This is a genomic window from Microvirga sp. GN3 (genome assembly GCF_055792825.1).
The window spans coordinates 39,651-63,874 of sequence record NZ_JBVVAK010000019.1 but is presented as its reverse complement, the minus strand read 5'-3'; the positions used below and the strand labels follow the sequence as shown (position 1 = coordinate 63,874).

The following is a 24,224-nucleotide window of genomic DNA, read 5'->3' as shown; positions in this document are numbered from 1 at the left end:
TGCAAGTCCACTTTTGGGTCCGATGCTCTAACGCGTGCGTGAGGTGCACTTCAGACGATGTAGAAATCTGCCGCCGTCAGTTTCAGGTTCTTGCTCATAGCGGCGAACTTGATTGGCGCAGTGCTCCCGGTGCCGTCGGAATCGTAGAACAGGCTGCCGGTCTTCTTGTCGTAGACGATCCGGTCCTTCGAATCCTTGGCGGCACTTCCCGTCGTGAAGACGGATTGGCTCATCTTGCCCTTTCGGATTCCTTTGAAGACGGCATCTTCGAGATAGATCAGGTCACTCACAACGTTGAAATCGGTGATCCAATCGATGTTGCCGGCGGATGGATCGTCGGACAGAGGGGCGTTGAAGTAGAAGGAGTCCTGGCCCGAACCACCCGAAAGCCTGTCATTGCCAGCGCCGCCATAGAGCTTATCGTCGCCTGCGCTGCCTCGGAGCGTGTCATTTCCGAAGTCGCCCTTGAGAGTGTTTCTTGCATTGTTGCCGATCAGCGTATCGGAGCCAGTACCGCCGGTGGCATTCTCGATCGTGACATTGGGGCCGATATAGACGGTGCTTCGAGACGACGTTCCATCGCCGAAATTGATTGCATCGCTAACGGAACTGTACCAATCCTCCCGTAGATCGATCATGCTGTCGACCGAACCTCTATAGACCACCGTATCGGTTCCGCCCGCATCGTAGATGGTCTGCCAGTACTTCTGGCCTTCCCAGAACGTGTAGGTCGAATTGCCCGCATTCGTCTTCGTGTCGCGGCCATAGAGATGCTGGATCGCCAGGAGGTCGAGATACATCGGTGTGGTCGGATAGAAATCCGCCGATGCGGAGCGCGACCATGGCGTGGCTGAATAGCTCATGATCGTCATGAAATAATTGTCGTATTGCGTCGGCAGCACATTGGCGTTGTAGCCCGAGGTCTCGAAGGGATGCTTCAGGCCGAGAGCATGGCCGATCTCATGGAGAAGCGTCAGATAGGCAAAGGTGCCCGGCCTGTGAGCATCGTTGCCGGACCGGTTCCAACTGTTGACCTGCAGCCAGATATCGCCGGCATTGGGTGCATCGGAGGGCAGATAGGCATGACCGTCACTGTTCGCAGAGCCTCGGGAGGACTTGGCGAAGCGGATCTCGCCCACGGTCGTCTGATTGTCGGCAATACGAGAAGCCGTCAGCCCCGATACCGACATCCAGGCGTTCATCGCCCTGGTGGCACCTTGGATCTCGGTCTCGCTGAGGACGTACCAGTCATACTGCTCGCCCCAGGATGAATAGGAATTGGTAAACCAGGCGGTTCCCTGAGGCACACTCCAAGTGATACGCGTGCCCACCCCCTTCGAAGGCGATCCCCATTTGTAGCCGTAGATCAGTCCAGTGGCGAGGCCCGCAGAGATCGACGAGATGCGACTGGCATCGAGATGGTTATCGCTTGGACTTGCCATGACCGCCCCCAGCTTCGGCAATGATAAGCGTTGTTTGCGGCACTATACCCTCAAGCTTTATCGGCGCAACTTGGGCTCTGTTCTTAGGGAATGCGGTGCGTTGAGGAGAGCGGTCTCCTCCTTTGACAGGGAAGCGGTGATGCCAAGAGCCCTGCTCCGGTCGTGGCCGGCTCCGCATATTACGGCAGAATTGCTGTCGTAAATCCGGGGTTCCTGCACGAAATGAGGAATATATCTCTGCATCAACTACCCGAACTAGTAGTATAATGATGATGAATGCCGGGATAAGATCACTACACACAATGTAAAGAATGATCTGTTGTTTACGTTGCGTCAGGAGAAGGGGATCGTCTTTGTAGGGGAGTCTCATGCAGAATGCTTTGCTCTCTGAGCAGCAGCACATCGGCAGCGGTTTCGCAGGTTTGAACGATCAGAACTACCGCACGCTGATGGAGCTTTGCCCCGATGCCCTGATCGTTCATGACGGTCACATGATCGTCTTCGCCAATCTCGCGATGGCTCATCTCGTGCGAGCGCATCGTGTCGATGACATCATCGGCTGCCCCGTTCTGGAATTCGTGGCCGAGCCATCCCAAGATCTCGTGAAAGAGCGCATTCGCCAGGTGCAGCAGACCGGCTATGCGCCCCTGGTCGATGAGACATGGCGGCGTCTCGACGGGTCCGAGGTTCAGGTGGAGGTCGCGGCACGGCATATGTCATGGGTTGCTCCGAAGGCCGCGATGGTCATCGTGCGCGACGTGACCGAGCGTCGGCGCCTGGAAGCGGAGCGCGAGACACTTCTGGCGGAAAAGGAACTGCTGATGCGCGAGGTGCATCACCGGGTCGCCAACAGTCTGCAGCTCGTGCGCAGCATGCTGAACCTGCAGGCTCGCGGGCCCTGCAATGAGGCCGTGAAAATTCAGCTCAGCGAAGCCTCGGCGCGGATCGGAACGATCGGCATTCTTCATTCGCGCCTGCAACAGGACAGTTCCGTTGTGGAAGGGGAGGTGCAGCCTTACATCGAAGGCGTCATGACCGATCTGCGCACTTCGCTCGGTGAGACCTACCAGCGGCCGATCATCCTGGACCCGGGAGAAATGCCTCCTCTGACGTTGAAGGCGGATCTGCTGGTTGCCCTCGGTCTCATCACCACGGAGGCCGTCACGAACTCGATCAAATACGGCTCGGGGCGCATCCGGGTTCGGCTCGCGAAGAGCGATGCCCATGTGGAAATCAGCATCGAGGATGAGGGCACAGGATTCCCGAAGGATTTCGATCTCGCGCAGGATAGACGCGGCCTCGGCATGCGCATGATTGCAACACTCGCCAAGTCACGGGGTGGAAACGTGACATTCGGACAATGCGGGGGAGGGAACGGCGCCGCATCGAGCCGTATTGCGGCGACGCTCCCTTTGTAGCGACTGCCGCGCAGCTTTCTTGGCTTCCAAGAAAGTAAAAAAGCCGGCCCGAGGGACCGGCTTTCTTCATGACGATTGGCAGGGAACTTACCAGCTCGTCAGAACCGAACCCTTGAACTTCTCCTCGATGAACTGCTTCACCTCGGGAGTGTGGTAGGACTCGACGAGAGCCTTCACCCACGGCTTGTTCTTGTCCTCGCTGCGCACGGCAATGAGGTTCACGTATGGACCCTTCGGGTTCTCGCGGGCAATCGGATCCTTCACCGGATCGAGGCCGCCCGATGTCGCGTAGTTGGTGTTGATGATGGCGGCATCCACGTCGGCGAGCACGCGCGGACCCTGGGCGGCTTCAATCTCGACGAATTTCAGCTTCTTGGGATTGTCGGTCACGTCGAGGGGAGTCGGCTTGTAGCCCACGCCGTCCTTCAGCTTGATGAGGCCCTTGTCCTGCAGAAGGATGAGGGCGCGACCGCCATTCGTTGGATCGTTCGGGATCGAAATCGTTGCGCCGTTCGGCAGCGCGTCGAGGCTCTTGTGCTTCTTGGAATAGATGCCGATCGGGAAGTTCACGGTGAGCGCAACGCTCTCGATCTTGAAGCCGCGGTCGGCGACCTGGTTGTCGAGATAGGGCTGGTTCTGGAACGAGTTCGCTTCGATGTCGCCGCCGGCCAGAGCGGTGTTCGGCACGACGTAATCGGAGAACTCGACGATCTTGATGTCGAGGCCCTTCTTGGCGGCAATCGGCTTCACGGCTTCGAGGATCTGCGCATGCGGGCCGGGCGTGGCGCCGATGCGAACGGTCTGCGTCTGCTGTGCGAGAGCGGGAAGGGCGACAAAAGAGAGGAAGGCGGCGAGGCCCAGTTTCTTCAGCGACATTTTTTGTACTCCTTGTGCGATACTTTTATGCGTGATCAGGCGTGGCGGATGCGTTTGTTGAGATGCCGGGCGAGACGGTCGCCGATGCTCTGCACTGCCTGGACGAGGACGATGAGCACGACCACCACGGCGAGCATCATTTCGGGCATGAAGCGCTGGTAGCCGTAGCGGATGCCGAGATCGCCGAGGCCGCCGCCACCGACCGCACCCACCATGGCCGAGAAGCCGAGGAGCGACACGACGGCAAGCGTGAGGCCGAGCACGATGCCGGGAAGCGCTTCCGGGATCAGCACCTTGCGCACGATTTGGAGCGGCGTTGCACCGAAGGCGCGCGCGGCTTCGATCAGACCCTGGTCCACCTCACGGATCGCGCCTTCAATGAGACGCGCGATGAAGGGCGTCGCGGCAATGGTCAGCGGCACCATCGCGGCATTCGTGCCGATGGAGGTGCCGGCGATCAGGCGCGTGAAGGGGATGATCGCAACGACGAGGATAATGAAGGGTGTCGAGCGCGTCGCATTGACGATAACGCCGAGCACGCGGTTGATCCACGGAGCGGCGAACAGCTCACCCTTGCCGGAGGTGGCGAGAAATACGCCGAGCGGCAGGCCGAAGATTGTGGCGAGCAGGGCCGAGACGGCGACCATGTAGAGCGTTTCGCCGGTGGAACTGGCGATGAGGTTAATCATCTCAGGCGACATGGCCGAGAACCTCCGTATCGAGACCGTGCTTATTCAGGAAATCGAGGGTGGTAGCGAGCGAGGCTTCCGGGACGCCGACCACGAGAGTGCCGAAGGGGCGACCTGCGATTTCATCCACCGAGCCGGACAGGATGTTCGTCTCGATGTTGAGATCGCGGGCAAGCCGCGCGAGAACCGGGTCCGTCGCATGCGGGCCGCGGAAACCGATGCGGATCACCGCCTGGCTTCCGGGCGTCGCTTCGGCTTTAAGCCTGCTCTGCACATAAGGCGGCAATGCGCGGCCCGACTCGTCGGCGAGGAAGGAGCGGGTCACTTCATGCTGCGGACGGGTGAAGACCTCGAACACATCGCCCTGCTCGACAATGCGTCCGCCTTCGATCACCGCGACCTCTCGGGCGATGTTGCGGATCACCGCCATCTCGTGGGTGATGAGCAGAATGGTCAGGCCAAGCTCGTCGTTGATGCGGCCGAGCAGGTCGAGGATCGAGCGGGTGGTTTCCGGGTCGAGGGCCGAGGTCGCCTCGTCCGACAGGAGAACCTTGGGCTTGGTGGCGAGTGCGCGGGCAATGCCGACGCGCTGCTTCTGGCCGCCGGAGAGCTCGGATGGATAGCGGTTGCGCTTGTCCGTCAAACCGACGAGGGCCAGCAACTCCTCGACGCGGGTCTTGATCTCGGCCTTGTCATAGCCTGCCACCTCGAGCGGCAGGGCGATGTTCTGAGCCGCCGTGCGCGAAGAGAGCAGGTTGAAGTGCTGGAAGATCATGCCGATGGAGCGGCGGGCGTGGCGAAGGGCTGCTTCGGGAAGGGCCGCGATATCGGCGCCGTCCACGATCACCTTGCCGGAGGAAGGCTTTTCCAGGCCGTTCACGAGGCGGATCAGGGTGGACTTGCCCGCACCCGAGCGACCGATCACGCCGAGGATCGAACCCTGAGGCACGGCGAGGTTGATCTCCTGCAGCGCCGTGACAGGCTGACCGTCACGGCCGGGGAAGGTCTTCGACACCTTCTCCAGGCGCACGATGGACTCCGCCGGCACAAGGCGCTGGGCATGCTGGTCGCCGAGATATCCAAGATGGGCGTTCATGAGGTCGCCTTTTCAGTGACGTCGGGGATGTCGATATGACACATGAAACATCCCGTTCTCTAAGTCAACCTTTTCGTTCGTTAAACAAAACAATCTGTTTTGACGAACGTTCCGAGGCTTCTAGCGAGCTGTCGCTATTCTCACAAGACTGCTATCGCTTCTAACTGGAGGAAGTTCCTCCTTTCTTTCGCCACAAGCGCCATTGATCCGGCTGCTTCGAGTTTCAAAGAGCCGGGCCGGGATCTCGGCAGGAGATGTGTATGATCAAGGCGAGCATCGCGCTGGCACTCGTAGGTCTGGGCGTTCTGGCAGCCTCCTTGGGGGGAGCGGTTGCGGTTCCCTTCTACCTGCCTCTTTCAACCCTGGCCCTGGCCGGGATCGTGTTCGTCGGAAGGGACATCCCCAAGTTCCTGCGCATCTTCGTCGTGATGCTGTCGGCGACGCACCTCGTGCTTGTGGCTCTGATCCTCGGCGCTGTCGCGGGCGCAATCACGGGCGATTACACGGGATACGTCCCGCCGCCCTCCGCCGCGCTCGGTGCCACGGCCTTCGGGGCGATCATCTACGGCCTGTCCTATGTCCCCGTCGTCCGCACCATCTGCCGGATCACGGACCGCTATCTCGATTCCCAGGCCGACAGCGTCATCCGCGTCCCCTTCATCGGCCTCGTGCGGGCGCGTGAAGGTGTCATTGGCACCTGGATGATCGGCATCCTCATCGCGATCAACCTAGCCCAGGTCGCCCTCAACGTGCGCCTCAGTTTCTGGTCCCGCGACATGTTCAATGCGCTCGAAGCCAAGGATGCCGCGGCCTTCTGGTATCAGTTCTTCGTCATCTTCACGCCTCTGGCCGCCGTGTTCGTGTCCATCGCCCTGACCGAGGTGCTGCTGCAGAACGTGCTTACCATCCGCTGGCGCGCCTTTCTCAACACCTATTATGTGCGCGAGTGGCTCGGCGACGGGACGCATTACCGGATGCAGATCATGGGCCGGGGCGCGGACAACCCGGACCAGCGTATTTCGGAAGACCTGCGCAAATTCGTCGAGAGCACCTATTCCCTGTCCGTCGGCCTGATGAACCAAGCCGCAACCCTGGTCTCCTTCGTGGCCATCCTCTGGACCATTTCGGCCGGCTTCACTTTTCCGGGGACGAGCTGGGAGGTGCCTGGCCTGTTGGTCTGGGTCTGCGCGGGTTACGCCATTCTCGGCACATGGGTGACGCACCTCATCGGCCGGCCGCTGATCGCTCTGAACTTCGAGCAGGAGCGCGTGGAGGCGAACTACCGCTTCTCGCTGGCGCGCCTGCGTGAATACACGGAGCAGGTGGCGCTTCTCGGCGGCGAGAGGGCCGAGCGGGAGAGCCTCGGACGGCGGTTCGGACAGGTCGTCGACAACTACATGCGGATCGTCTTCCGCCTCATCAAGCTCAACACCTTCACCTCGGCCTATTTCCAGGCCAACGTGGTGGTGCCCTATATCCTGACCGCGCCTTACTACTTCATCGGCAAGATCACCCTTGGACAGATGCAGCAGGTGGTCGGTGCGTTTTCCCGGGTGGAGTCGGCGCTCACCTATTTCATCACGATCTATACGACGCTTGCCGACTACAAGGCAGTGCTCGACCGTCTCACCACGTTCGAGGGTGCGATTGCCTCCGCTCAGCGCGTCGGCGGCGAGAGCAAGTTGGCGATCGCCCCGAAGGCGAGCCAAGAGCTGCGTCTGGAGGATTTGGACGTGCGCCTGCCTGACGGCAGCGCTCTCTTGCACACGGACGAGCTTGCCTTTCGTCCGGGCGAACGCACCCTGATGACCGGGCCGTCGGGCTCGGGCAAATCGACCCTCTTCCGTGCCATCGCGGGCATCTGGCCTTTCGGCGAGGGACAGATCTTCGTGCCGGAGGGGCAGAGCATGATGCTCCTGCCGCAGCGTCCCTACATCCCCATCGGAACCTTGCGCGATGCCGTGACCTATCCAGGCAAGGTCGATGCCTACACGGATGCCGAGATGGCGGAGGCGCTTCGCATCGCCAAGCTCCCGCAGATTGCGGATCGGCTCGACGAGGAGCGGGCCTGGGGGCAGACCCTGTCACTCGGCGAGCAGCAGCGCCTCGCGGTTGCCCGCGCGCTCCTCGCCAAGCCCGACTGGCTGTTCCTGGACGAGGCGACGGCCGCGCTCGATGAGCCGACGGAAGAGGAGATCTACCGCATCATCAAGGAGAAGCTGCCGAACACGACGGTCGTCTCCATCGGTCACCGCTCGACGCTCGCCGCCTATCACGACCGGCGCATCGACATGAAGAAGATCGAAGGCGGCCTGTCGACGCCCGTCGACATGCGTGAGGCCGAGCCGGCGGAATAATCCAACGCGTCATCCCGGACGGCAAAGCCGATCCGGGATCGCATGCAGAATGAGGCATCCAAACCTCGACATTGTCATTCCCGCGAAGGCGGGAATCCATAAACACGACGTCTCAGGAGAGGGCGAACAAGCGTCTTACCTCAATCTGAATTGTCAGCGGTTATGGATCCCGGGCTCCGCTGCGCGGCCCCGGGATGACAGTGCTTTACTCGTCGAACGATCCCGGATCTCCGCTCCGCGTCGTCCGGGATGACGCTTTCCCTTCATGCATAACGAAAAAGGCCGGCTTTCGCCGGCCTTTTCATTCGATCTCAGAGAAAACTTAAAGCGAGCGCTCCAGGATCAGCTGGCCGCCGTTCTGGGTCTGGATGATCAGGTTGCGGCCCTGGATGTCCCACTTGCCCGAGGAGCGGAGCGCTACGAGGAAGGCCTGCTCGAGGGCCATGGTGTTCTTGTCGCAGCTCTTCTTCGTCAAGGCGAAGGGGCCAACGGCCAGGCCTTGCTCGCGCAGGGGATAGGCTGCGGTGGCATAGGTGTTGCAGCCGCTGAAACCCGTGGCCCGGAGCTGGTCGTTGAGCTTGAAGCTTGGACGCTCGCCGGTGAAAGGCTTGCCGTTCAGGCTGACAGCCACCCAGGAGGAGTTCAGCGGGAAGATCTTGCCTCCCTCGCCCGGCTGCGGGACCTTGGTATCCGCCTGGCGGGTCGGGCCGGCGGGCCGGCCGAGCGTCGCGGCCGTCTGGGCATGAGCCACGGAGACGGTGGCAAGAGCCGCCAGGAGTGTCGCAAGTCGAAGGGCGTTCATCGGAACCTCTTCATCGAAAAAACGCAGGGACCATAAGGGGCCTTGAGCATTCAGGCAACGCCCAAGGTGATGTTGTCTTATGTCTCAGATAACAGATCACACAAAACCTGAAGCCTCGGTGAAAGAGGCGTAAGGATCTAGCTAGCCGATCCGCCGCAGGAGCCGCTCTGTGAGCGCGTTGGTGGGTCGGAACAGGTAGTCGAAAGCCCGGACCGAAATGTCCTGCGCGCCGATGTCCTGCAGGGCCGCCACGATCTCGAACACCTTCGTCGCGCGACAATGCAGCACGATCTCACGGCCGAGCGCATTGCCGTAGGGGAGAGCGGCCCCGTGGTCCTTCGCCAGGGACACGAGCGCTGAGGCTCGAGCCGGATCGAGCGCCGCCCGCACCTCGCGGCTCGTGCGCGCCTCTTCCTCGGCGGCGATGCGGGTGAGCACGGCCATCGCGGCGGCCCGTGCCCGGTCCGGCCAGGGAGCGCGGGTGGAGGCCACAAGATTGGCTTCGGAGCGTAGCATCACGCCGTCATCGAGGATTTTTAAGGCATTCGCAGCCAGCGTCGCGCCGGTTGTGGTGATATCAACGATCAGCTCGGCCGAGCCCGCACCCGGCGCACCCTCGGTGGCGCCCAGGCTCTCGACGATCCGGTAATCCGCAATGCCATGATCGGCGAAGAAGCGGCGGGTGAGGTTCACGTACTTGGTCGCGACCCGCATCTTAGTGCCGTGGCGCGCGCGAAGATCGGCCGCGACCTCATCGAGATCGGCCATGTTGCGCACGTCGATCCAGGCCTGCGGCACGGCGACAACCACATTGGCATGGCCGAAGCCGAGCGGGGTGAGCATTTCCACCGCCTCGTCGGCATCGGCGATCTGCTCGCGGATCAGGTCCTCGCCGGTGATGCCGAGATGAGCCGTGCCGCTGGCGAGCTGGCTTACGATCTCGGAGGCCGAGAGGAACGCAACCTCCACGTCGGGAACGCCGGCGAGCGTGCCGCGATAGTCGCGCGCGCCGCGGGACTGGGTGAAGATGAGGCCGGCGCGGGCGAAGAACGCGGCCGCGTTCTCCTGCAGGCGCCCCTTGGAGGGAACGGCCAGGATGAGAGGGGAATCGGTCATCAGAGCCTCCCCACGATGCGGTCGAGCCAGAAGGAGCAGCCGACTGCCGGGATCGGAGTCTCTGCGCCAAGATGTTCGAGGAGGCGGTCATAGCGGCCGCCACCCACGACCGGCTTGCCGTCGCCCCGGCGCGGGTCCTGCACCTCGAAGATGAAACCCGTGTAGTAGTCGAGATTGCGGGCGAAGGTGGCGGAGAAGGAGAAGCTGCCCACGTCGAGCCCGCGCGCGGCCATGAAGCCCGTGCGCTCCTCGAAGGCGGCCAGCGCCCCATTGAGATCGAGCCCTGCATCCTTGGCCAGGGTCCGGATCGCATGGCCTGCCTGGTCAGGGTCGCCGGCGATGGTGAGATAGCGCTCCAGCACCTGCCGCGCCTCGTCGGGCAGGCCGGTGCGGTTTGCGGCGCGGGCCAGGAAACGTTCGGCGATCTCGCCGGCGCTGCGTCCGCCGACGCGGGCGATGCCCGCGATCGAGAGGATGTCTTCAACGAAAGCCTTGGCCGCCTGAGGCGCTTGGCCTTCGATGGCGCCGAGCAGGCCGGCATGCTCCTGGGCGCCCAGCCCATCAGGCTCGGCGAGGCTTGCTAGCCCCTGTCCCGAGACGATGGCGCGGATCACGCGCCGTTTGGCCGCGGGCGCGATCCCGAGGGCGTCGATCAGGGCATGGAGAAGCCCCATGTCGCCGAGCCGCACGATGGGGGCTGGGCCACCGAACTGCTTCAAGCCGTCCAGGGCGAGGGCGAGAATCTCGGCGTCCACCGCCGAGACATCGAGGCGCCCGATGGATTCCAGGCCGGCCTGGAGAAACTCGCCGCTTTCGCCGGCCCGCATGCGGAAGACCGGCCCGCCATAGGAATAGCCGGAGGGCTGCGCGCCATGGCGGGCGAGGTGCTGGAGGCAGACGGGGATCGTGTATTCGGGCCTCAGGCACAGCTCGTTGCCCGCGGCATCCTGCGTCACGAACATGCGCCGCCGGATATCCTCGCCCGAGAGGTCGATGAACACGTCCGCCGGCTGCAGCACCGGCGGCTCGATCCGCGCATAACCCTCTCGCTCGAACAGCGCGATCAGCGCAACAATGGCATCCGTCTCCGTCACTGGCCTTGCCCAATCCTTGTATCGGCATGCTCTCTAGCAATGCCGGGCCAAGATGGCGATTGTTTTTGACGGGAAGGGTGAATGGGGTTGCGCAGGGTGGTCATCCCGGACGGCGAAGCCGATCCGGGATCGCGAGACGGTATGGTGCAATTTTCCCTCTCCCTTGCGGGGAAGGGCAGGGGTGGGGGTGGTCTGACTGGGTGAGCGTTCAAAGGATGAAGCGCCGCGTTCCGACTTTTCGACCCCCACCCTTCATCCCTCCCCGCAAGGGGGAGGGAAACACCCGGGCTATCCTCATCAAACGATCCCGGATCTCCGCTGCGCTTCGTCCAGGATGACGGGCGAGAGAACGAAAACCTCAGGCCTTCTCGGCGGTGTCGCTCTTCGCGCTCTTGGCCTTGGTCGTCTTGCGCTTGCTGTGATCGCTTGAACGGTTGACGTATTTGACCTTCTTGGGCTCCGACTTGGCGCTCTTCTCGGTTCCGCTATCCTCGCCCACGAGGCTGGCGGGCAGGAAGTGGCGGGCAGCTTCGGTCACGACATTGGCGACGGCGCCAGCGGCGGTCTGGGTCAGTTCAACGCTCTGCGCGCCTGCATTGGCTGCCGCAGAGCCGGCCTTCTTCGCTGTGCGGGTCTTGGTGAGGGCGGCTGCAGCGGCGATCAGGGCGTCTGCGAGAATCTCGCGGCCGAGATCGGAATTGATCAGATCCATCAAGCCGGATTTCTTCACGGACTTCGCCAGCTTCGCGCCAGAGCCCTTCCCGGAGCTCTTCTTCGATTTCGCCGTACTCTTCTTGTCCTTGTCCTTCGCCATATTCATCTCCTGATGGTCAAGCTTGAGGGACAACCCCTATGAAACCGTAGGGGTTCCCAAAAGGCCAAGGTTATCCGAAATGGCGGGCCAGAACCTCGCGGACGGCCTTGACGAGATCGCTCTCCGGCACGGAGAACTGTGCCGGGCGGGCGGCCTTCCATTCCTCGTTCGAGGCGATAGCCTGGGCGGCCTTGGCGCCTTCGATCAGGTCCTTGATCTCGACCTCGCCGCGCTCGCGCTCGTTCGAGCCCTGGATCACGACGCAGGGGCTCTGCCGCCGGTCGGCATATTTCATCTGCGCCTTCATGCCAGAGGAGCCGAGATAGAGCTCGGCGCGGATCCCGGCCTGGCGCAGGGTCGAGACCATGCGCTGGTAGGCGGCGATCTGGTCCTTGTCCATCACCAGAACGACCACCGGTCCGGGCTTTTCGGCACCGGACACGATGGGACTCTTGACCATCTGCAGGGCCGAGAGAAGGCGCGACACGCCGATGGAGAAGCCGGTCGCCGGAACGGGCTCGGAGCGGAAACGGCCCACGAGGCCGTCATACCGCCCGCCGCCGCCGACCGAGCCGAAGCGGACGGGGCGCCCGTCCTCGTCCTGCACCTGGAAGGTCAGCTCGGCCTCGTAGACGGGACCGGTGTAGTATTCGAGGCCCCGCACCACGGAGGGGTCGATGATCACACGGTCGCTGTAGCCTGCAGCCTCAACTAATTCAGCAATTGTCCTAAGCTCTTGCACCCCTTCCAAGCCAATCTGGGATGATGAAACTGCGTCCTCGAAATTCGCGAGCGTCACGGTATTAGCATTTTGGGTGCTCTTAGAGCCTGAACCCTGTTCACCCCAGCCCGTAAAATTGATCACTCTGTTGATGGCATCTGGAGGTAGGCCTGCCCCCTTTGTGAAGTCACCACTCTCATCCCTGCGACCTTCTCCTAAGAGCTGCATCACGGCATCAGCCCCGAGGCGATCGAGCTTGTCAATGGCGCGTAGTACCGAGAGTCGCTGTCCAGCCTTGTCCTCGCCGCCGAGGCCGATGGCCTCCATTAGTCCGTCGAGAACCTTGCGGTTGTTGATCTTGATGATGAAGTCGCCGCGCTTGAGGCCGAGCCTCTCCATCGTATCGGCGGCCATCATGCAGATTTCCGCATCCGCCGCGACGGAGGCCGCGCCCACCGTGTCGGCGTCGAACTGCATGAACTGGCGGAAGCGACCTGGGCCCGGCTTCTCGTTGCGGAACACCCAGCCGACCCGGTAACTGCGATAGGGCTTGGGCAGGGCATCGAAGTTCTCGGCCACGTAGCGGGCGAGGGGCGCGGTCAGGTCGTAGCGGAGCGACAGCCATTGCTCGTCGTCGTCCTGGAACGAGAACACACCCTCGTTGGGGCGGTCCTGATCGGGCAGGAACTTGCCGAGGGAGTCGGTGTACTCGACGAAGGGCGTTTCGACGCCCTCGAAGCCGTAGAGCTCATAAGAGTCACGGATCGCCGCGATCATGCGCTCGGTGGCGGAAAGATCGGCAGGGGTGCGGTCGGCAAAGCCGCGCGGTGCGCGGGCCTTGATCTTGTCGGCCTTGGACATGGTTTTTACTGCAGCCGTTGGATTGGAAAACGTGCTGCGGTCCTACTCCCTGCGGCCGGGAGGGGCAAGGTGGTGTAGCGATTTCCGCAACATCAACCGTCATCCCGGACGAAGCGTAGCGGAGATCCGGGATCGCGTGACGCGTGTGGCGGCAGGGAGCCCTACTCCCCCTTGTGGGGAGGAGTTGGAGGTGAGGGTGTGAGCGATAGCCTATGAAGGTAAGGCGCCTACGCCCCCACCCTGGCCCTCCCCATAAGGGGGAGGAAACATGAGTTTCATTCTACGCACGATCCCGGATCGGCTTGCGCCGTCCGGGATGACAGTGCTGGAAATGAGCCTTAGGCGACCGCCTTGATCACCTTGGTCAGCTTGTCGACGATTTCGCCGATCTGCTCTTCGGTGACAATCAGCGGCGGGGAGAGGGCGATGGTGTCGCCGGTGATGCGCATCATCAGGCCGAATTCCTGGAAGCCGCGGTCCATGGCCTCGAAGGCGCGCTTGCCGACGGCGTCGGGGCGCGAGGCGAGGTCGATGGCGCCGACAAGGCCGATGGTACGGATGTCGAGCACGTTCGGCAGGCCCTTCAGCGAATGGATCGCATCGGCCCAGATCGGCTCCAGGGTCTTGGCCCGCTCGAACAGCTTTTCGTCCCGGTAGATGTCCTGGGTCGCGAGCGCTGCCGCGCAGGCGAGCGGATGGGCGGAATAGGTGTAGCCGTGGAACAGCTCAATCACGTGCTCCGGACCCTTCATGAAGGCATCGTAGATCCCCTGACGCACCATCACGCCGCCCATCGGCACGGTGCCGGAATTCACGCCCTTGGCGAAGGTGATCATGTCCGGAACGACGCCATAGCGCTCGGCGGCGAAGGCCGTGCCGAGACGGCCGAAGCCCGTGATGACCTCGTCGAAGATGAGCAGGATGCCATGCTTGTCGCAGATCTCGCGCAGGCGCTTGAGATAACCCTTCGGCGGCGGCAGCACTCCGGTCGAGCCCGCCATCGGCTCGACGATCACGGCCGCGATGGTCGAGGCGTCATGGAGTGCCACGATACGCTCCAGATCGTCGGCGAGATGAGCGCCCCATTCTGGTTCGCCGCGGGAGAAGGCCTGTTCGTCGCGGTTATAGGTGTGGGGCAGGTGGTCGACGCCCGCCAGCAGCGTGCCGAAGAACTGGCGATTCTTGACGATGCCGCCGACCGAGATGCCGCCGAAGCCGACGCCGTGATAGCCGCGCTCGCGGCCGATGAGGCGCGTCTTGCTGCCCTGGCCCTTCGCGTTCCAATAGGCGAGGGCGATCTTGAGCGCCGTATCCACCGCCTCGGAGCCCGAGTTGCAGAAGAAGACGTGGTTGAGGTCGCCCGGCGCGAGTTGAGCGAGACGCGAGGCGAGGGCGAAGCCGCCCGCATGGCCGTACTGGAAGGCCGGCGAGTAGTCGAGTTCCTGCGCCTGGGCCTGGATGGCGGCGGTGATCTCGTCGCGGTTATGGCCGGCATTGCAGCACCAGAGGCCGGCGGCACCGTCGATCACCTCGCGACCATCCGGAGTGTAGTAGTACATGCCCTTAGCGCGGGCGATCATTCGGGGGCGCTGTTTGAAGGAACGGTTGGCCGTGAACGGAAGCCACCAGGCCTCCAGGTCGTTGGGCGCAATGAGGTCGTTGGCGGCTCTGGATGTCTGGGCAGTCATCATGTTCCCCGAAAGTGGCTGGCGGTAGGGAACCTAAAGCATCGGACCCAAAAGTGGAAACCACTTTTGGGATCAATCCGATGCGTAGTCGCTTAAGTAGCGCATCGTTGGAGGTGGAAAACCGGGACCACTTTTCCGCACGATGCGCCCCGTTTTCCGGTGTCGCAAAAGGAACTTTGGGGAAAGCCATGAGCCGGGCGCAACCCACGCCCTTAGCCGGTCATAGCGCGGGCCTCATAGCCGGCCGCATCGAGAGCACGCGCCACTTCGACGCTCTGGGCGCATGTCGTGACGTGAACGCGACCATGCTCCAGATCCACCTCGACCCTGGCGCCAGGGTCGAGGCGCTGAATGGCCTTGGTGACCGAAGTGACACAACCCTGGCAGGTCATGCCATCGACCTGCATCAGCAGATCCTTGCGGGTCTCTTCCATCAATAACCTCTTTGAAATCTTGCTTTATTCTGCGCAGGCAACGCAGAACTGCGAAAAAATGTCCATTACGGGAATGCGAAACTTGCCCGGCGAATCGCCCTGATTCATTGTCTGTTAACACACTGATTCGCGCAGATGCGCCGAGCCAGGGGAGCGGGGGCACCCATGGTCACCAACAAGAACAAAATTCCGGCCCTGCGGGACCGGAAGGCGGCTTTGCTCGCCTTCATGCCGGCCTTTCTCATGGCCGCCGCTTCGGCCTATGTGCCGATGGAGGCGGGTCTCGTCCTGCCGGTTCTCGGCTTCACGATCATGGCTGTCTTCTTCGGTCTCGTCGTCCTGTGGTGGCAGACCGAGACGGAGCGGCAGACGCTGGCCATGCAGCTTGCGGGTCTTGAGCAGGAAGAGCGGGTTCCGACGGCTCCGCTAGTTCTCCGGCCGCCCGTCATTGTTGGCAGTCCCATGACTGTTCTGCGCGAGCTGGCAGTTTCCGCCAGTGCGCAAGAGGTTGGCGCGGAGATGGTCCTGGCCCCGACCGAGCGGGTCCAGCCGGCTCGCTTTCCCGAACCTTCGCTGTTGCCCTCCATGCGCCGGTCGTCGGCCGAAGAGGTCAGCCGCATGAGGCTGGTCACCCAGGCCTTTGAGGCTGATCGGATCGAGTTGCACCTGCAGCCTGTGGTTTCGCTGCCGCAAGGCAAGATTCGCTTCTACGAGGCACTGGCCCGGTTGCGCCTGACGGACGAAACGCTGCTCAGCCCGTCCGAATTCCTGCCCATCCTCGAATGTTCGGGCCGCGCGTCGGATTTCGATCGCCGGGTGCTGATCCGCTCCATGGCTATCGCCCGCCATCTCGTCGCCCGCGGCAGCGAGGCCATCGTGAGCGTGAATCTCACGGCCCATTCCATCGCCGAGCCCGGCTTCCTATGGTCGCTGGCCGGCCTGTTCGACACCAGCCCCGATCTTCTCGGCAAGATCGTCCTGGAAATGACCCAGCACAGCTGGCGCCACCTCGATGCGGATCACAGGGCGGCGCTCGCAACATTGCGTGAGCGGGGCGTGCCGTTCTCCCTCGACCGCGCCGCGGATCTTCGGTTCGATCCCGAGGCGTTGGCCGATCTCGGCGTCCGGTTCATGAAGTTACCGGCCGATCTCTTGATCTCGGTGGCCGAGCAGTCGGACGGTCGCTATGCCGGGCCGGAACTCGACGTGCGCGATTTCGCCTCGGCCCTGCGCCGCAAGGGCATCCGGCTCATTGCCGAGCGGGTGGAGGAAGATGAAATGGTGCCCAAGCTCTGCGATCTCGGCGTGCCGCTGGCGCAAGGCTTCGTCTTCGCGGCCGCACGCCCGGTCAAGCCGGAGATTGCCGGTGAACAGACGGCTTCGCGGCCTTTCGGCCTGGAGGATGCTCCGACCCTTCTGCGGCGCGCCGGTTGACTTGAGCGGCGCAAGGGCCTACCCGCCCGGGTTCATTACAAGTGAGAACCCATGACTGTTTTGTCCCGCCCTGCTCACGTCGAGGGCTTGCAATCTCTCGCCGAACGCTACGATCTCGTCCTCTGCGACGTCTGGGGCGTGCTGCACAACGGTGTCAAGGCCTACGAGGCGGCAAGCGACGCGCTCACGCGCTTCCGCGCGAAAGGCGGGCGGGTGGTCCTTGTCTCCAACGCGCCGCGCCCCGGCGCTTCCGTGGGAACGCAGCTCGACGGCTTCGGCGTGCCTCGCACCGCCTATGATGCCATCGTCACATCCGGCGATCTGACGCGACTCGCTATCGAGGAACGGATCGACAGGATCGTCCACCATATCGGACCGCCTCGCGACATGCCGATCTATAACGATCTCGATGTCCGTTTCGGCTCCATCGACGAGGCCGACTACGTGGTCTGCTCCGGTTTCGACAACGATGAAGAGGAGACGGTCGAGGATTACCGGGCTCGGCTCGAAGCCATGCGCCGACGCGATCTGCTGATGGTCTGTGCCAATCCCGATCTCATCGTCGAGCGTGGCCACATGATCCTCCCCTGCGCGGGAACGATTGCGCTCGCCTACGAGGAGATGGGCGGCAAGGTCTTTTACGCCGGAAAGCCCCATGGTCCCGTCTATGATCGGGCTCTCGCGGTCGCAGCCGGGTTGGGCGGCAGGACCATCGCGAAGGAGCGCGTGCTCGCAATCGGCGATGCGATCCGCACCGATATCGCCGGCGCTGTGGGCTTCGGCATCGACTCCTTGATGATCGCGCGCGGCATCCATGCGGAGGAGCTGGGTCTTCACGAAGGGGACTTGGTGTCGGACCACGTTCAGGATTGGGTGGACCGGCAGCCGGCGCAGCCGACCGCTTTTACGGAAGTGCTGTCCTGGTGAAGCCCTCCTGGGATTCGGTATGTCATCCCCGGCGAACGAAGTGAGGGAAGGGGATCCATGATCAGGCGCAGCGCTATGGATCCCCTTCCCCTCCGATGGCTTCGCCATTTCCGGCCGGGAATGACAAGGGTAGCCCGGCGCTCTCTCTTGACCCAAGGGCCGGATTTCGACAGGGTCGCGCCCGCACCGATATCTGCCAGATGAGTTCCGAGATTCCTCCCCTGACGCCCCCCACGTTCGCGATCTGCCGCGATGGCGAGCCCGTGCCCAAGCGCCTCAAGGGAGCCATGGCGGCCATCGGCAATTTCGATGGTGTGCATCGCGGACACCAGCACCTTCTGAACATGGTTCGGACTTCCGGGAAACCGGCAGCAGTCGTCACTTTCGAGCCGCATCCGCGCACCTTCTTCCAGCCTGATCGTCCGCTGTTTCGCCTGACGCCCGAACCCGTGAAGCTCAAGATCTTCGCGCACCTCGGTCTCGATGGCGTCTTCCAACGGCGCTTCAACGGGAGTCTTGCGGCCCTGACGGCAGCGGATTTCGTCAATCTGCTGGCGCAGGAGCTGCAGCTCTCAGGCGTGGTGATCGGTCACGATTTCCATTTCGGCCGTGCCCGTGAGGGTAATCCCGCGCGCATGGCGGAACTCTGCCGGACGAGGGGACTCGAATGCGTCATTGCACCGGCCATCGTCGAGGGAACGGAGCCCGTTTCCTCCAGCGCCATTCGCGCCGCTCTGGAGGCAGGCGATATCGCCACGGCCAACCGGCTCCTCGGCTATCGCTGGTTCGTCCAGGCGGAGGTGCGTCACGGCGACAAGCGCGGCCGGGTGCTCGGCTATCCTACAGCCAATATGCGCCTGCCGGACGATTGCCGTCTTCAGCATGGCATTTACGCGGTCAGGGCTTCGATGGCCGGCAATCCGGTTGACGGCGTCGCGAGCTTCGGCCGCAGACCGACCTTCGACAATGGCGCTCCGCTGCTCGAGGTGCATCTTTTCGACTTTGCCGGGGATCTTTATGGGCAGACGCTTGACGTAGAATTCGTCGGCTGGATCCGGGGCGAGGAACGCTTCGACGGCATCGAGGCGCTGATCGCTCAGATGGACCGGGACTCGGTCGAGGCGAAGCGGATGCTCTCCGAGGACAAGACGATTTCGATGATCGATTGATCTTGTGTGGTGTCATCCCAGACGGCGAAGCCGATCCGGGATCGCTTAAACCAGCCTGCACTGTCATCCCGGGGCCGCGTAGCGGAGCCCGGGATCCATAGCCACGACATTGCAGCGAAAGGAGAGCGGCCGCCGCTACGCGCTACTCTGCACCGTCAGCGGTTATGGATCCCCGCCTCCGCGGGGATGACAATGTTGAGGTTCTCGTGCGTTGTTCTGAAAGTGATCCCGGATTTCACCTTGCTCGTCCGGGATGGCACCCTTCTCACACCGCCGCCTTCAGCGCCTGTGCCGCCACGGCGTAGCCACCCATGGCGCCGTCGACGAAATGGATATGGTCGGGTCGGGTAGCAGAGGGCACGAAGCAGGTCATAAGGGCGGCGTCTTGCCGGTGCAGCCCGGAACGGGCGATCCCTTTCTTCTCTGCGTCCTGTAGCAACGCCTCAAGGTGATCGGCGAGGGTGGGCGTACAATCCAGCGTCATGCGCAGGCCGTCGTCGAATTTGCGGAAATCCGTGTTCTCGACGAGCTGGTGCCGGTAGCGAGCCGGATCGAACCGGCCGACCGTCAGGCCGAACCGGAAGATCAGGAAGGCGACCAGACGCATGAACACCATCTCCGCGAGCTTCCTGAAACCCGGCCCGTCTTTTCCGTAGGTTTTGGCCTCGATGGCGAAGCCCTTGAACGGTGTGGGTACGGGCGGCCCGTCATCAGGGAAGGGGCGCCCGGCTTCCGGACCTTCAGCCAAGTCCAGCACCTGCCCGACGAGGGCATTGAAAGTTTCTGCGCTCGCTCTCGGATCCGGCAGGATGATCAGGGACAGGACGACTCCCCGCTGCGGTATGATCTCATCGAAGCGGCAGGTGAGGCCTGTCAGGTCGGGCAGGGTCCCCGGCGCGGCCGGCGGGATGGCGAAGGCTCCCTCCTTCATCCGCCTCTCGGCATAGGCAAGGCCGCCGCCGGAGAACATGGCGTAGGATACGTCCGGCGAGGCCGCGAAGCGGGCGATGCGCACGTCATGGCCCTTGGCGCGGATTTCTGAAACCGGGACGATGGCGATGCGCAGCTCGAAATCGAATGAATCCCTGACCCAGGCCGCCACAGCAGCAAGGACCTCCTGGGCGAGACCGGATTGCGAGGCGGGCAGGGCGAAGCTCGCCCCGTCCCCACCGAACACGAAGGGAAACTCGCTCGTGCCGAGCTTGTTGGAGACCGCCGCGATGACGGAGGCGGCGGCCGTGTTGACCTCCTTGTAGCGTCCGGCTGCGATGGCTGCGGTCGAGCGCACGATGTCGCTGAGGCCCAGCACCCAATCGTCCGGAACAGGCATGTAGAGCCCGGGATCGGTCAGCTGGGAGAAATGGTCGAAGACGGGCAGGCGCGCATAGAAATCCGCACCTTCCCTGTTGCTTATCCCCTGTAGGCCGGCTTCCATGGTCCGGCTCAGCCTGCGACTTCGCCTTCCGGTGCTCCTCGGCCCAGTTCGTCCGGCAGCGGATCGCCCTCGGCGACGAAACGCATGGAGACGGAGTTCATGCAGTACCGCTCACCCGTGGGAGGTGGGCCGTCGTTGAACACATGGCCGAGATGGCCCTTGCAGCGGGCGCAGCGGATCTCGGTGCGGATCATGCCGTAGCTGGTGTCGCGCACGAAGGCGATATGATCGCGATCGATCGGATCGAAGAAGCTCGGCCAGCCGGTGCCGGATTCGAACTTCGTCCCCGCGTTGAACAGGGGCAGCCCGCAGAGGCGGCAGCAATAGGTGCCCTTCTCCTTGGCTTCGTTGAAGATGCCGCAGAAGGGCCGCTCCGTGCCGTGCTCCAGAAGAACCCGGCGCTCCTCGTCGTCGAGATTGGCCACGAGGGCGTGCAATTGCTCGGAGGTGGGCGGGGCGAGGTCGAAACCGGCTTTCGAGCGCCGCTCGGCTGTGGTGGTCGAGTCTGCCATGGGTCAATCCTTCCTGCCCGTCGCATTGCTTGGGAGACTATAAGGCTGCTTTCTGCCCTTAAATAGGGAGCCGCCCCGGCAATCACCACGCTTTATTATCCGGCCCGGCGCTGCTAAAAGGCTCACCATGCCCATGGTTTCTCAGGATCTGCTGGCGGCCCGCATAGGCGCTGCGCGAATTATCGGCCCGGCTTTCGCATGATCTGCGAAGGTCCGGGATCTTTGCCGTTCGCCCTGAGAGCAGCCTGATGCGCCCGCTGGATCGCGGGCCACACAAGACCGATTGACCGTTATGACCGATAAGCCTGAAAGCGCCGCCCGCGACTATTCCGAAACCCTGTTCCTGCCCCAGACCGAGTTCCCCATGCGGGCCGGCCTGCCGCAACGGGAGCCGCTTCTCCTGCAGCGCTGGAACGAGCACAAGCTCTACGAGCGCCTGCGCGAGGTCCAGAAGGGCCGTCCGCGCTTCGTGCTGCACGATGGTCCTCCCTACGCCAACGGCAACATCCATATCGGGCACGCCCTCAACAAGATCCTGAAGGACATGGTGGTCCGCTCGCAGGGCATGCTCGGCTTCGATTCCAACTACGTGCCGGGCTGGGACTGCCACGGCCTGCCGATCGAGTGGAAGATCGAGGAAGAGTATCGCGCCAAGGGCAAGAACAAGGACGATGTGAACATCGTCGAGTTCCGCCGCGAATGCCGCGCCTTCGCCGAGAAATGGATCGACGTGCAACGCGAGGAGTTCAAGCGCCTCGGCGTCGAGGGCGACTGGACGAACCCGTACCAGACCATGTCCTACGACGCGGAAGCGCAGATCGCCCGCGAGATCATGAAGTTCGCGGTGAGCGACCAGCTCTATCGCGGCTCGAAGCCGGTGATGTGGTCTTCCGTCGAAAAGACCGCGCTCGCCGAGGCCGAGGTCGAGTATCACGAGAAGACCTCCACCACGATCTGGGTGAAGTTCAAGATCACCAACACGCTGGACGGCGATCTCGATGGCGCGTCCGTGGTCATCTGGACGACGACTCCCTGGACGATCCCGGCCAACCGCGCCATCGCCTATGGCGAGCATGTAGCCTATGGCCTTTACAAGGTCACGGAAGCCGCTGAGGACAATTGGGCCAAGGTCGGCGACCGCTTCGTCCTTGCCGACAAGCTGGCAGCCGACGTGTTCGCGGCGGCGCGCGTCGCCGAATACGAGCGCGTGAAGGACGTGCTGCCGGTGATGCTCGAGCGCTGCGCGCATCCATTCCGCGGACTCGAAGGTGCGAACGGATACTGGGATTTCGGCGTGCCGGTGCTACCGGCCGATTACGTGACCGACGATGCGGGCACGGGCTTTGTGCACACGGCTCCCGGCCATGGCGCGGACGACTACAACACGTATGTGAAGCATCGCGATGTGTTCGCCGCCTGCGGCACGAAGGAAGTGCCGCACACGGTCTCGCCGGATTCGTCCTACTTCCCGGACGTGCCGTTCTTCGCGGGCGAGCGCATCTACGACGACAAGGGCAAGGATGCGGGCGCCAACGAGGCGGTGATCAAGAAGCTCGTCGAGGTCGGTGCGCTCATCGCGCGCGGGCGTCTCAAGCACCAGTATCCGCATTCCTGGCGCTCGAAAGGTCCGCTGATCTTCCGCAACACGCCGCAATGGTTCATCTCGATGGACAAGCCGCTCGATGACAAGGGCGACACCCTGCGTCAGCGCGCGCTTCATGGCATCAAGACCGTCGAGTGGGTGCCGGAGACGGGCGAGAACCGCATCACCGGCATGATCGAGAACCGGCCCGACTGGGTGGTCTCGCGCCAGCGCGCCTGGGGCGTGCCGATCGCCGTCTTCGTGAAGAAGGGCAGCAACGAGATCCTCAAGGACGAACGCGTCAACGACACCATCGCGGAGGCCTTCGAGAAGGAGGGCGCCGATGCGTGGTATGCGGATGATGGATCGCGCTTCCTCAAAGCGGGTGGCTACGACCTCGCTGATTTCGACAAGGTCAACGATATCCTCGATGTGTGGTTCGATTCCGGCTGCACGCACGCCTTCGCGCTCGAAAAGCGCGAGGACCTGAAGGTCACGCGCAAGGTGGATGGCGGGCCTGATCAGGTCATGTATCTCGAAGGCTCGGACCAGCATCGCGGCTGGTTTCACTCGTCGCTGCTCGAAAGCTGCGGCACGCGCGGCCGCGCCCCTTATGACATCGTTCTGACCCACGGCTTCGTCCTCGACGAAAAGGGGCAGAAGATGTCGAAGTCGCTCGGCAACGTGGTCGCGCCGCAGAAGGTGATCCAGGATTCCGGCGCCGACATCCTCCGCCTCTGGGTGGCGGCCTCCGATTACTCGGACGATCTGCGCATTGGCCCGGAGATCCTCAAAACCTTCGTCGAAACCTATCGCAAGCTGCGCAACACGATCCGCTGGATGCTGGGTTCGCTGGCGCATTTCCGCGATGCCGACAAGGTCGCCGTGAGCGAGATGCCGGAGCTGGAGCGCTTCGTGCTCCATCGCCTCGCCGAGCTCGATGGCGAGATGCGCGAAGCCTACAGCACCTTCGACTACAAGCGGGTAATCGCGCTTCTCAACTCGTTCATGACGACGGATCTGTCGGCCTTCTATTTCGACATCCGCAAGGACTCGCTCTATTGCGATCCGATCTCGGGCAAGGTGCGCAAGAGCGCGCTCACCGTGATCGACGAGACCTTCCGCTGCGTGGCGACCTGGATCGCGCCGATCCTCGCCTTCACGGCGGAAGAGGCATGGCTCGCACGCTATCCGGAAGCCGAGTCCGTGCATCTCGAAACCTTCCCGCAGGTGCCGGCTGAATGGCGCGATGATGCGCTTGCCGAACGGTGGGCGAAGATCCGCCGCGTGCGCCGTGTCGTTACCGGCGCGCTGGAGATCGAGCGCGCGCAGAAGCGCATCGGTGCCAGCCTCGAGGCAGCACCTGTGGTGCACATCGCCGATGAGAGCCTGTTCAAGGCCGTGCAGGGTCTCGACCTCGCCGAGATCTGCATCACGTCCGGCATCCAGGTCCTGCAGGGCGAAGGCCCGGCCGAGGCCTTCCGTCTCGAAGATGTGAAGGGCGTCGCCGTCGTGCCGGCTCTGGCTCAAGGCCGCAAATGCGCCCGCTCTTGGAGGGTCACGCCCGAGGTTGGCACCGATTCCGACTATCCGGACGTGACGCCGCGCGATGCGGCGGCCCTGCGTGAATGGGACCAGCTGAGGGCGGCGGCGGAATGAGCAAGTCCGAGGATACCGGCGCTCCGCTTGCCGATGCAGGCTTGACGTCTCAACCCGGCTCGCCGCGTCCGCGCGCAGCGAGCCGACAGCGAGCCTCG

At 63.1% G+C, this 24,224-nt stretch carries 19 protein-coding genes; 6 read left to right on the top strand and 13 right to left on the bottom strand.

Features of this window, described 5'->3' with window-relative positions:
- Positions 1-50: 50 nt before the first annotated feature.
- Positions 51-1,442 (bottom strand): M10 family metallopeptidase, encoded by a 1,392-nt coding sequence (locus ACS5Q1_RS12015; RefSeq protein WP_473098418.1) that lies wholly within the window; start codon positions 1,440-1,442, stop codon positions 51-53.
- Positions 1,443-1,810: 368 nt separating this feature from the next.
- On the opposite strand from ACS5Q1_RS12015, the gene ACS5Q1_RS12010 reads away from it, so the two are divergent.
- On the top strand, positions 1,811-2,860 hold the full coding sequence (locus ACS5Q1_RS12010) for a sensor histidine kinase (protein ID WP_473098417.1): 1,050 nt from the start codon (positions 1,811-1,813) through the stop codon (positions 2,858-2,860).
- An 87-nt stretch (positions 2,861-2,947) separates the two neighbouring features.
- On the opposite strand, the gene ACS5Q1_RS12005 is transcribed toward ACS5Q1_RS12010, so the two are convergent.
- From ACS5Q1_RS12005 to ACS5Q1_RS11995, 3 genes are read right to left on the bottom strand one after another with little or no spacing between them, the layout of a single operon-like run.
- A complete protein-coding gene (locus tag ACS5Q1_RS12005; RefSeq protein ID WP_473098416.1) occupies positions 2,948-3,736 on the bottom strand; it encodes a MetQ/NlpA family ABC transporter substrate-binding protein in 789 nt (262 codons plus the stop codon).
- 35 nt (positions 3,737-3,771) lie between these two features.
- Positions 3,772-4,437, bottom strand: coding sequence for a methionine ABC transporter permease (locus tag ACS5Q1_RS12000; RefSeq protein ID WP_473098415.1), 666 nt, complete (start codon positions 4,435-4,437; stop codon positions 3,772-3,774).
- Positions 4,427-5,521: a methionine ABC transporter ATP-binding protein gene (locus ACS5Q1_RS11995; RefSeq protein WP_203440881.1), complete on the bottom strand. Its 1,095-nt coding sequence runs from the start codon at positions 5,519-5,521 to the stop codon at positions 4,427-4,429. The genes ACS5Q1_RS12000 and ACS5Q1_RS11995 overlap by 11 nt, the downstream gene beginning before the upstream one ends.
- Positions 5,522-5,781: 260 nt before the next feature.
- On the opposite strand from ACS5Q1_RS11995, the gene ACS5Q1_RS11990 reads away from it, so the two are divergent.
- Complete coding sequence (locus ACS5Q1_RS11990; protein ID WP_473098414.1) at positions 5,782-7,878, top strand: ABC transporter ATP-binding protein/permease; 2,097 nt, start codon at positions 5,782-5,784, stop codon at positions 7,876-7,878.
- Positions 7,879-8,200: 322 nt separating this feature from the next.
- On the opposite strand, the gene ACS5Q1_RS11985 is transcribed toward ACS5Q1_RS11990, so the two are convergent.
- The 7 genes from ACS5Q1_RS11985 to ACS5Q1_RS11955 form a co-directional block, all read right to left on the bottom strand.
- The gene (locus tag ACS5Q1_RS11985; RefSeq protein WP_203440879.1) at positions 8,201-8,680 is read right to left on the bottom strand and encodes an META domain-containing protein; all 480 of its coding nucleotides are present in this window, start codon (positions 8,678-8,680) and stop codon (positions 8,201-8,203) included.
- Positions 8,681-8,821: 141 nt separating this feature from the next.
- Positions 8,822-9,796: an ATP phosphoribosyltransferase gene (gene hisG / locus ACS5Q1_RS11980; RefSeq protein WP_473098413.1), complete on the bottom strand. Its 975-nt coding sequence runs from the start codon at positions 9,794-9,796 to the stop codon at positions 8,822-8,824.
- Positions 9,796-10,890, bottom strand: coding sequence for an ATP phosphoribosyltransferase regulatory subunit (locus tag ACS5Q1_RS11975; RefSeq protein WP_473098411.1), 1,095 nt, complete (start codon positions 10,888-10,890; stop codon positions 9,796-9,798). The genes hisG and ACS5Q1_RS11975 overlap by 1 nt, the downstream gene beginning before the upstream one ends.
- 358 nt (positions 10,891-11,248) lie before the next feature.
- Entirely contained in the window at positions 11,249-11,704 is a 456-nt protein-coding gene (locus ACS5Q1_RS11970) for a hypothetical protein (RefSeq protein WP_473098410.1), read from the bottom strand.
- A gap of 70 nt (positions 11,705-11,774) precedes the next feature.
- Positions 11,775-13,286, bottom strand: coding sequence for a histidine--tRNA ligase (hisS, locus tag ACS5Q1_RS11965; RefSeq protein WP_473098409.1), 1,512 nt, complete (start codon positions 13,284-13,286; stop codon positions 11,775-11,777).
- Positions 13,287-13,624: 338 nt separating this feature from the next.
- Positions 13,625-14,974, bottom strand: a complete 1,350-nt coding sequence (gene aptA, locus ACS5Q1_RS11960) for an omega-aminotransferase AptA (protein ID WP_473098448.1) — start codon at positions 14,972-14,974, stop codon at positions 13,625-13,627.
- Positions 14,975-15,186: 212 nt separating this feature from the next.
- The gene (locus tag ACS5Q1_RS11955) at positions 15,187-15,408 is read right to left on the bottom strand and encodes a heavy-metal-associated domain-containing protein (protein WP_473098408.1); all 222 of its coding nucleotides are present in this window, start codon (positions 15,406-15,408) and stop codon (positions 15,187-15,189) included.
- A 165-nt stretch (positions 15,409-15,573) separates the two neighbouring features.
- Between ACS5Q1_RS11955 and ACS5Q1_RS11950 the strand changes: the two genes are divergently transcribed.
- From ACS5Q1_RS11950 to ACS5Q1_RS11940, 3 genes are all read left to right on the top strand, one after another.
- On the top strand, positions 15,574-16,842 hold the full coding sequence (locus ACS5Q1_RS11950; RefSeq protein ID WP_473098407.1) for an EAL domain-containing protein: 1,269 nt from the start codon (positions 15,574-15,576) through the stop codon (positions 16,840-16,842).
- 51 nt (positions 16,843-16,893) lie between these two features.
- On the top strand, positions 16,894-17,769 hold the full coding sequence (locus ACS5Q1_RS11945) for a TIGR01459 family HAD-type hydrolase (protein WP_473098405.1): 876 nt from the start codon (positions 16,894-16,896) through the stop codon (positions 17,767-17,769).
- A gap of 200 nt (positions 17,770-17,969) precedes the next feature.
- Positions 17,970-18,938, top strand: coding sequence for a bifunctional riboflavin kinase/FAD synthetase (locus ACS5Q1_RS11940; protein WP_473098402.1), 969 nt, complete (start codon positions 17,970-17,972; stop codon positions 18,936-18,938).
- 265 nt (positions 18,939-19,203) lie between these two features.
- Here the strand turns inward: ACS5Q1_RS11940 and ACS5Q1_RS11935 are convergent, their stop codons facing one another.
- Entirely contained in the window at positions 19,204-20,373 is a 1,170-nt protein-coding gene (locus tag ACS5Q1_RS11935; protein ID WP_473098400.1) for a DUF3095 domain-containing protein, read from the bottom strand.
- An 8-nt stretch (positions 20,374-20,381) separates the two neighbouring features.
- The gene (gene msrB / locus ACS5Q1_RS11930) at positions 20,382-20,885 is read right to left on the bottom strand and encodes a peptide-methionine (R)-S-oxide reductase MsrB (protein WP_473098399.1); all 504 of its coding nucleotides are present in this window, start codon (positions 20,883-20,885) and stop codon (positions 20,382-20,384) included.
- Positions 20,886-21,177: 292 nt separating this feature from the next.
- Between msrB and ileS the strand changes: the two genes are divergently transcribed.
- A complete protein-coding gene (gene ileS / locus ACS5Q1_RS11925; RefSeq protein WP_473098397.1) occupies positions 21,178-24,126 on the top strand; it encodes an isoleucine--tRNA ligase in 2,949 nt (982 codons plus the stop codon).
- The last annotated feature ends 98 nt before the right edge of the window (positions 24,127-24,224 follow it).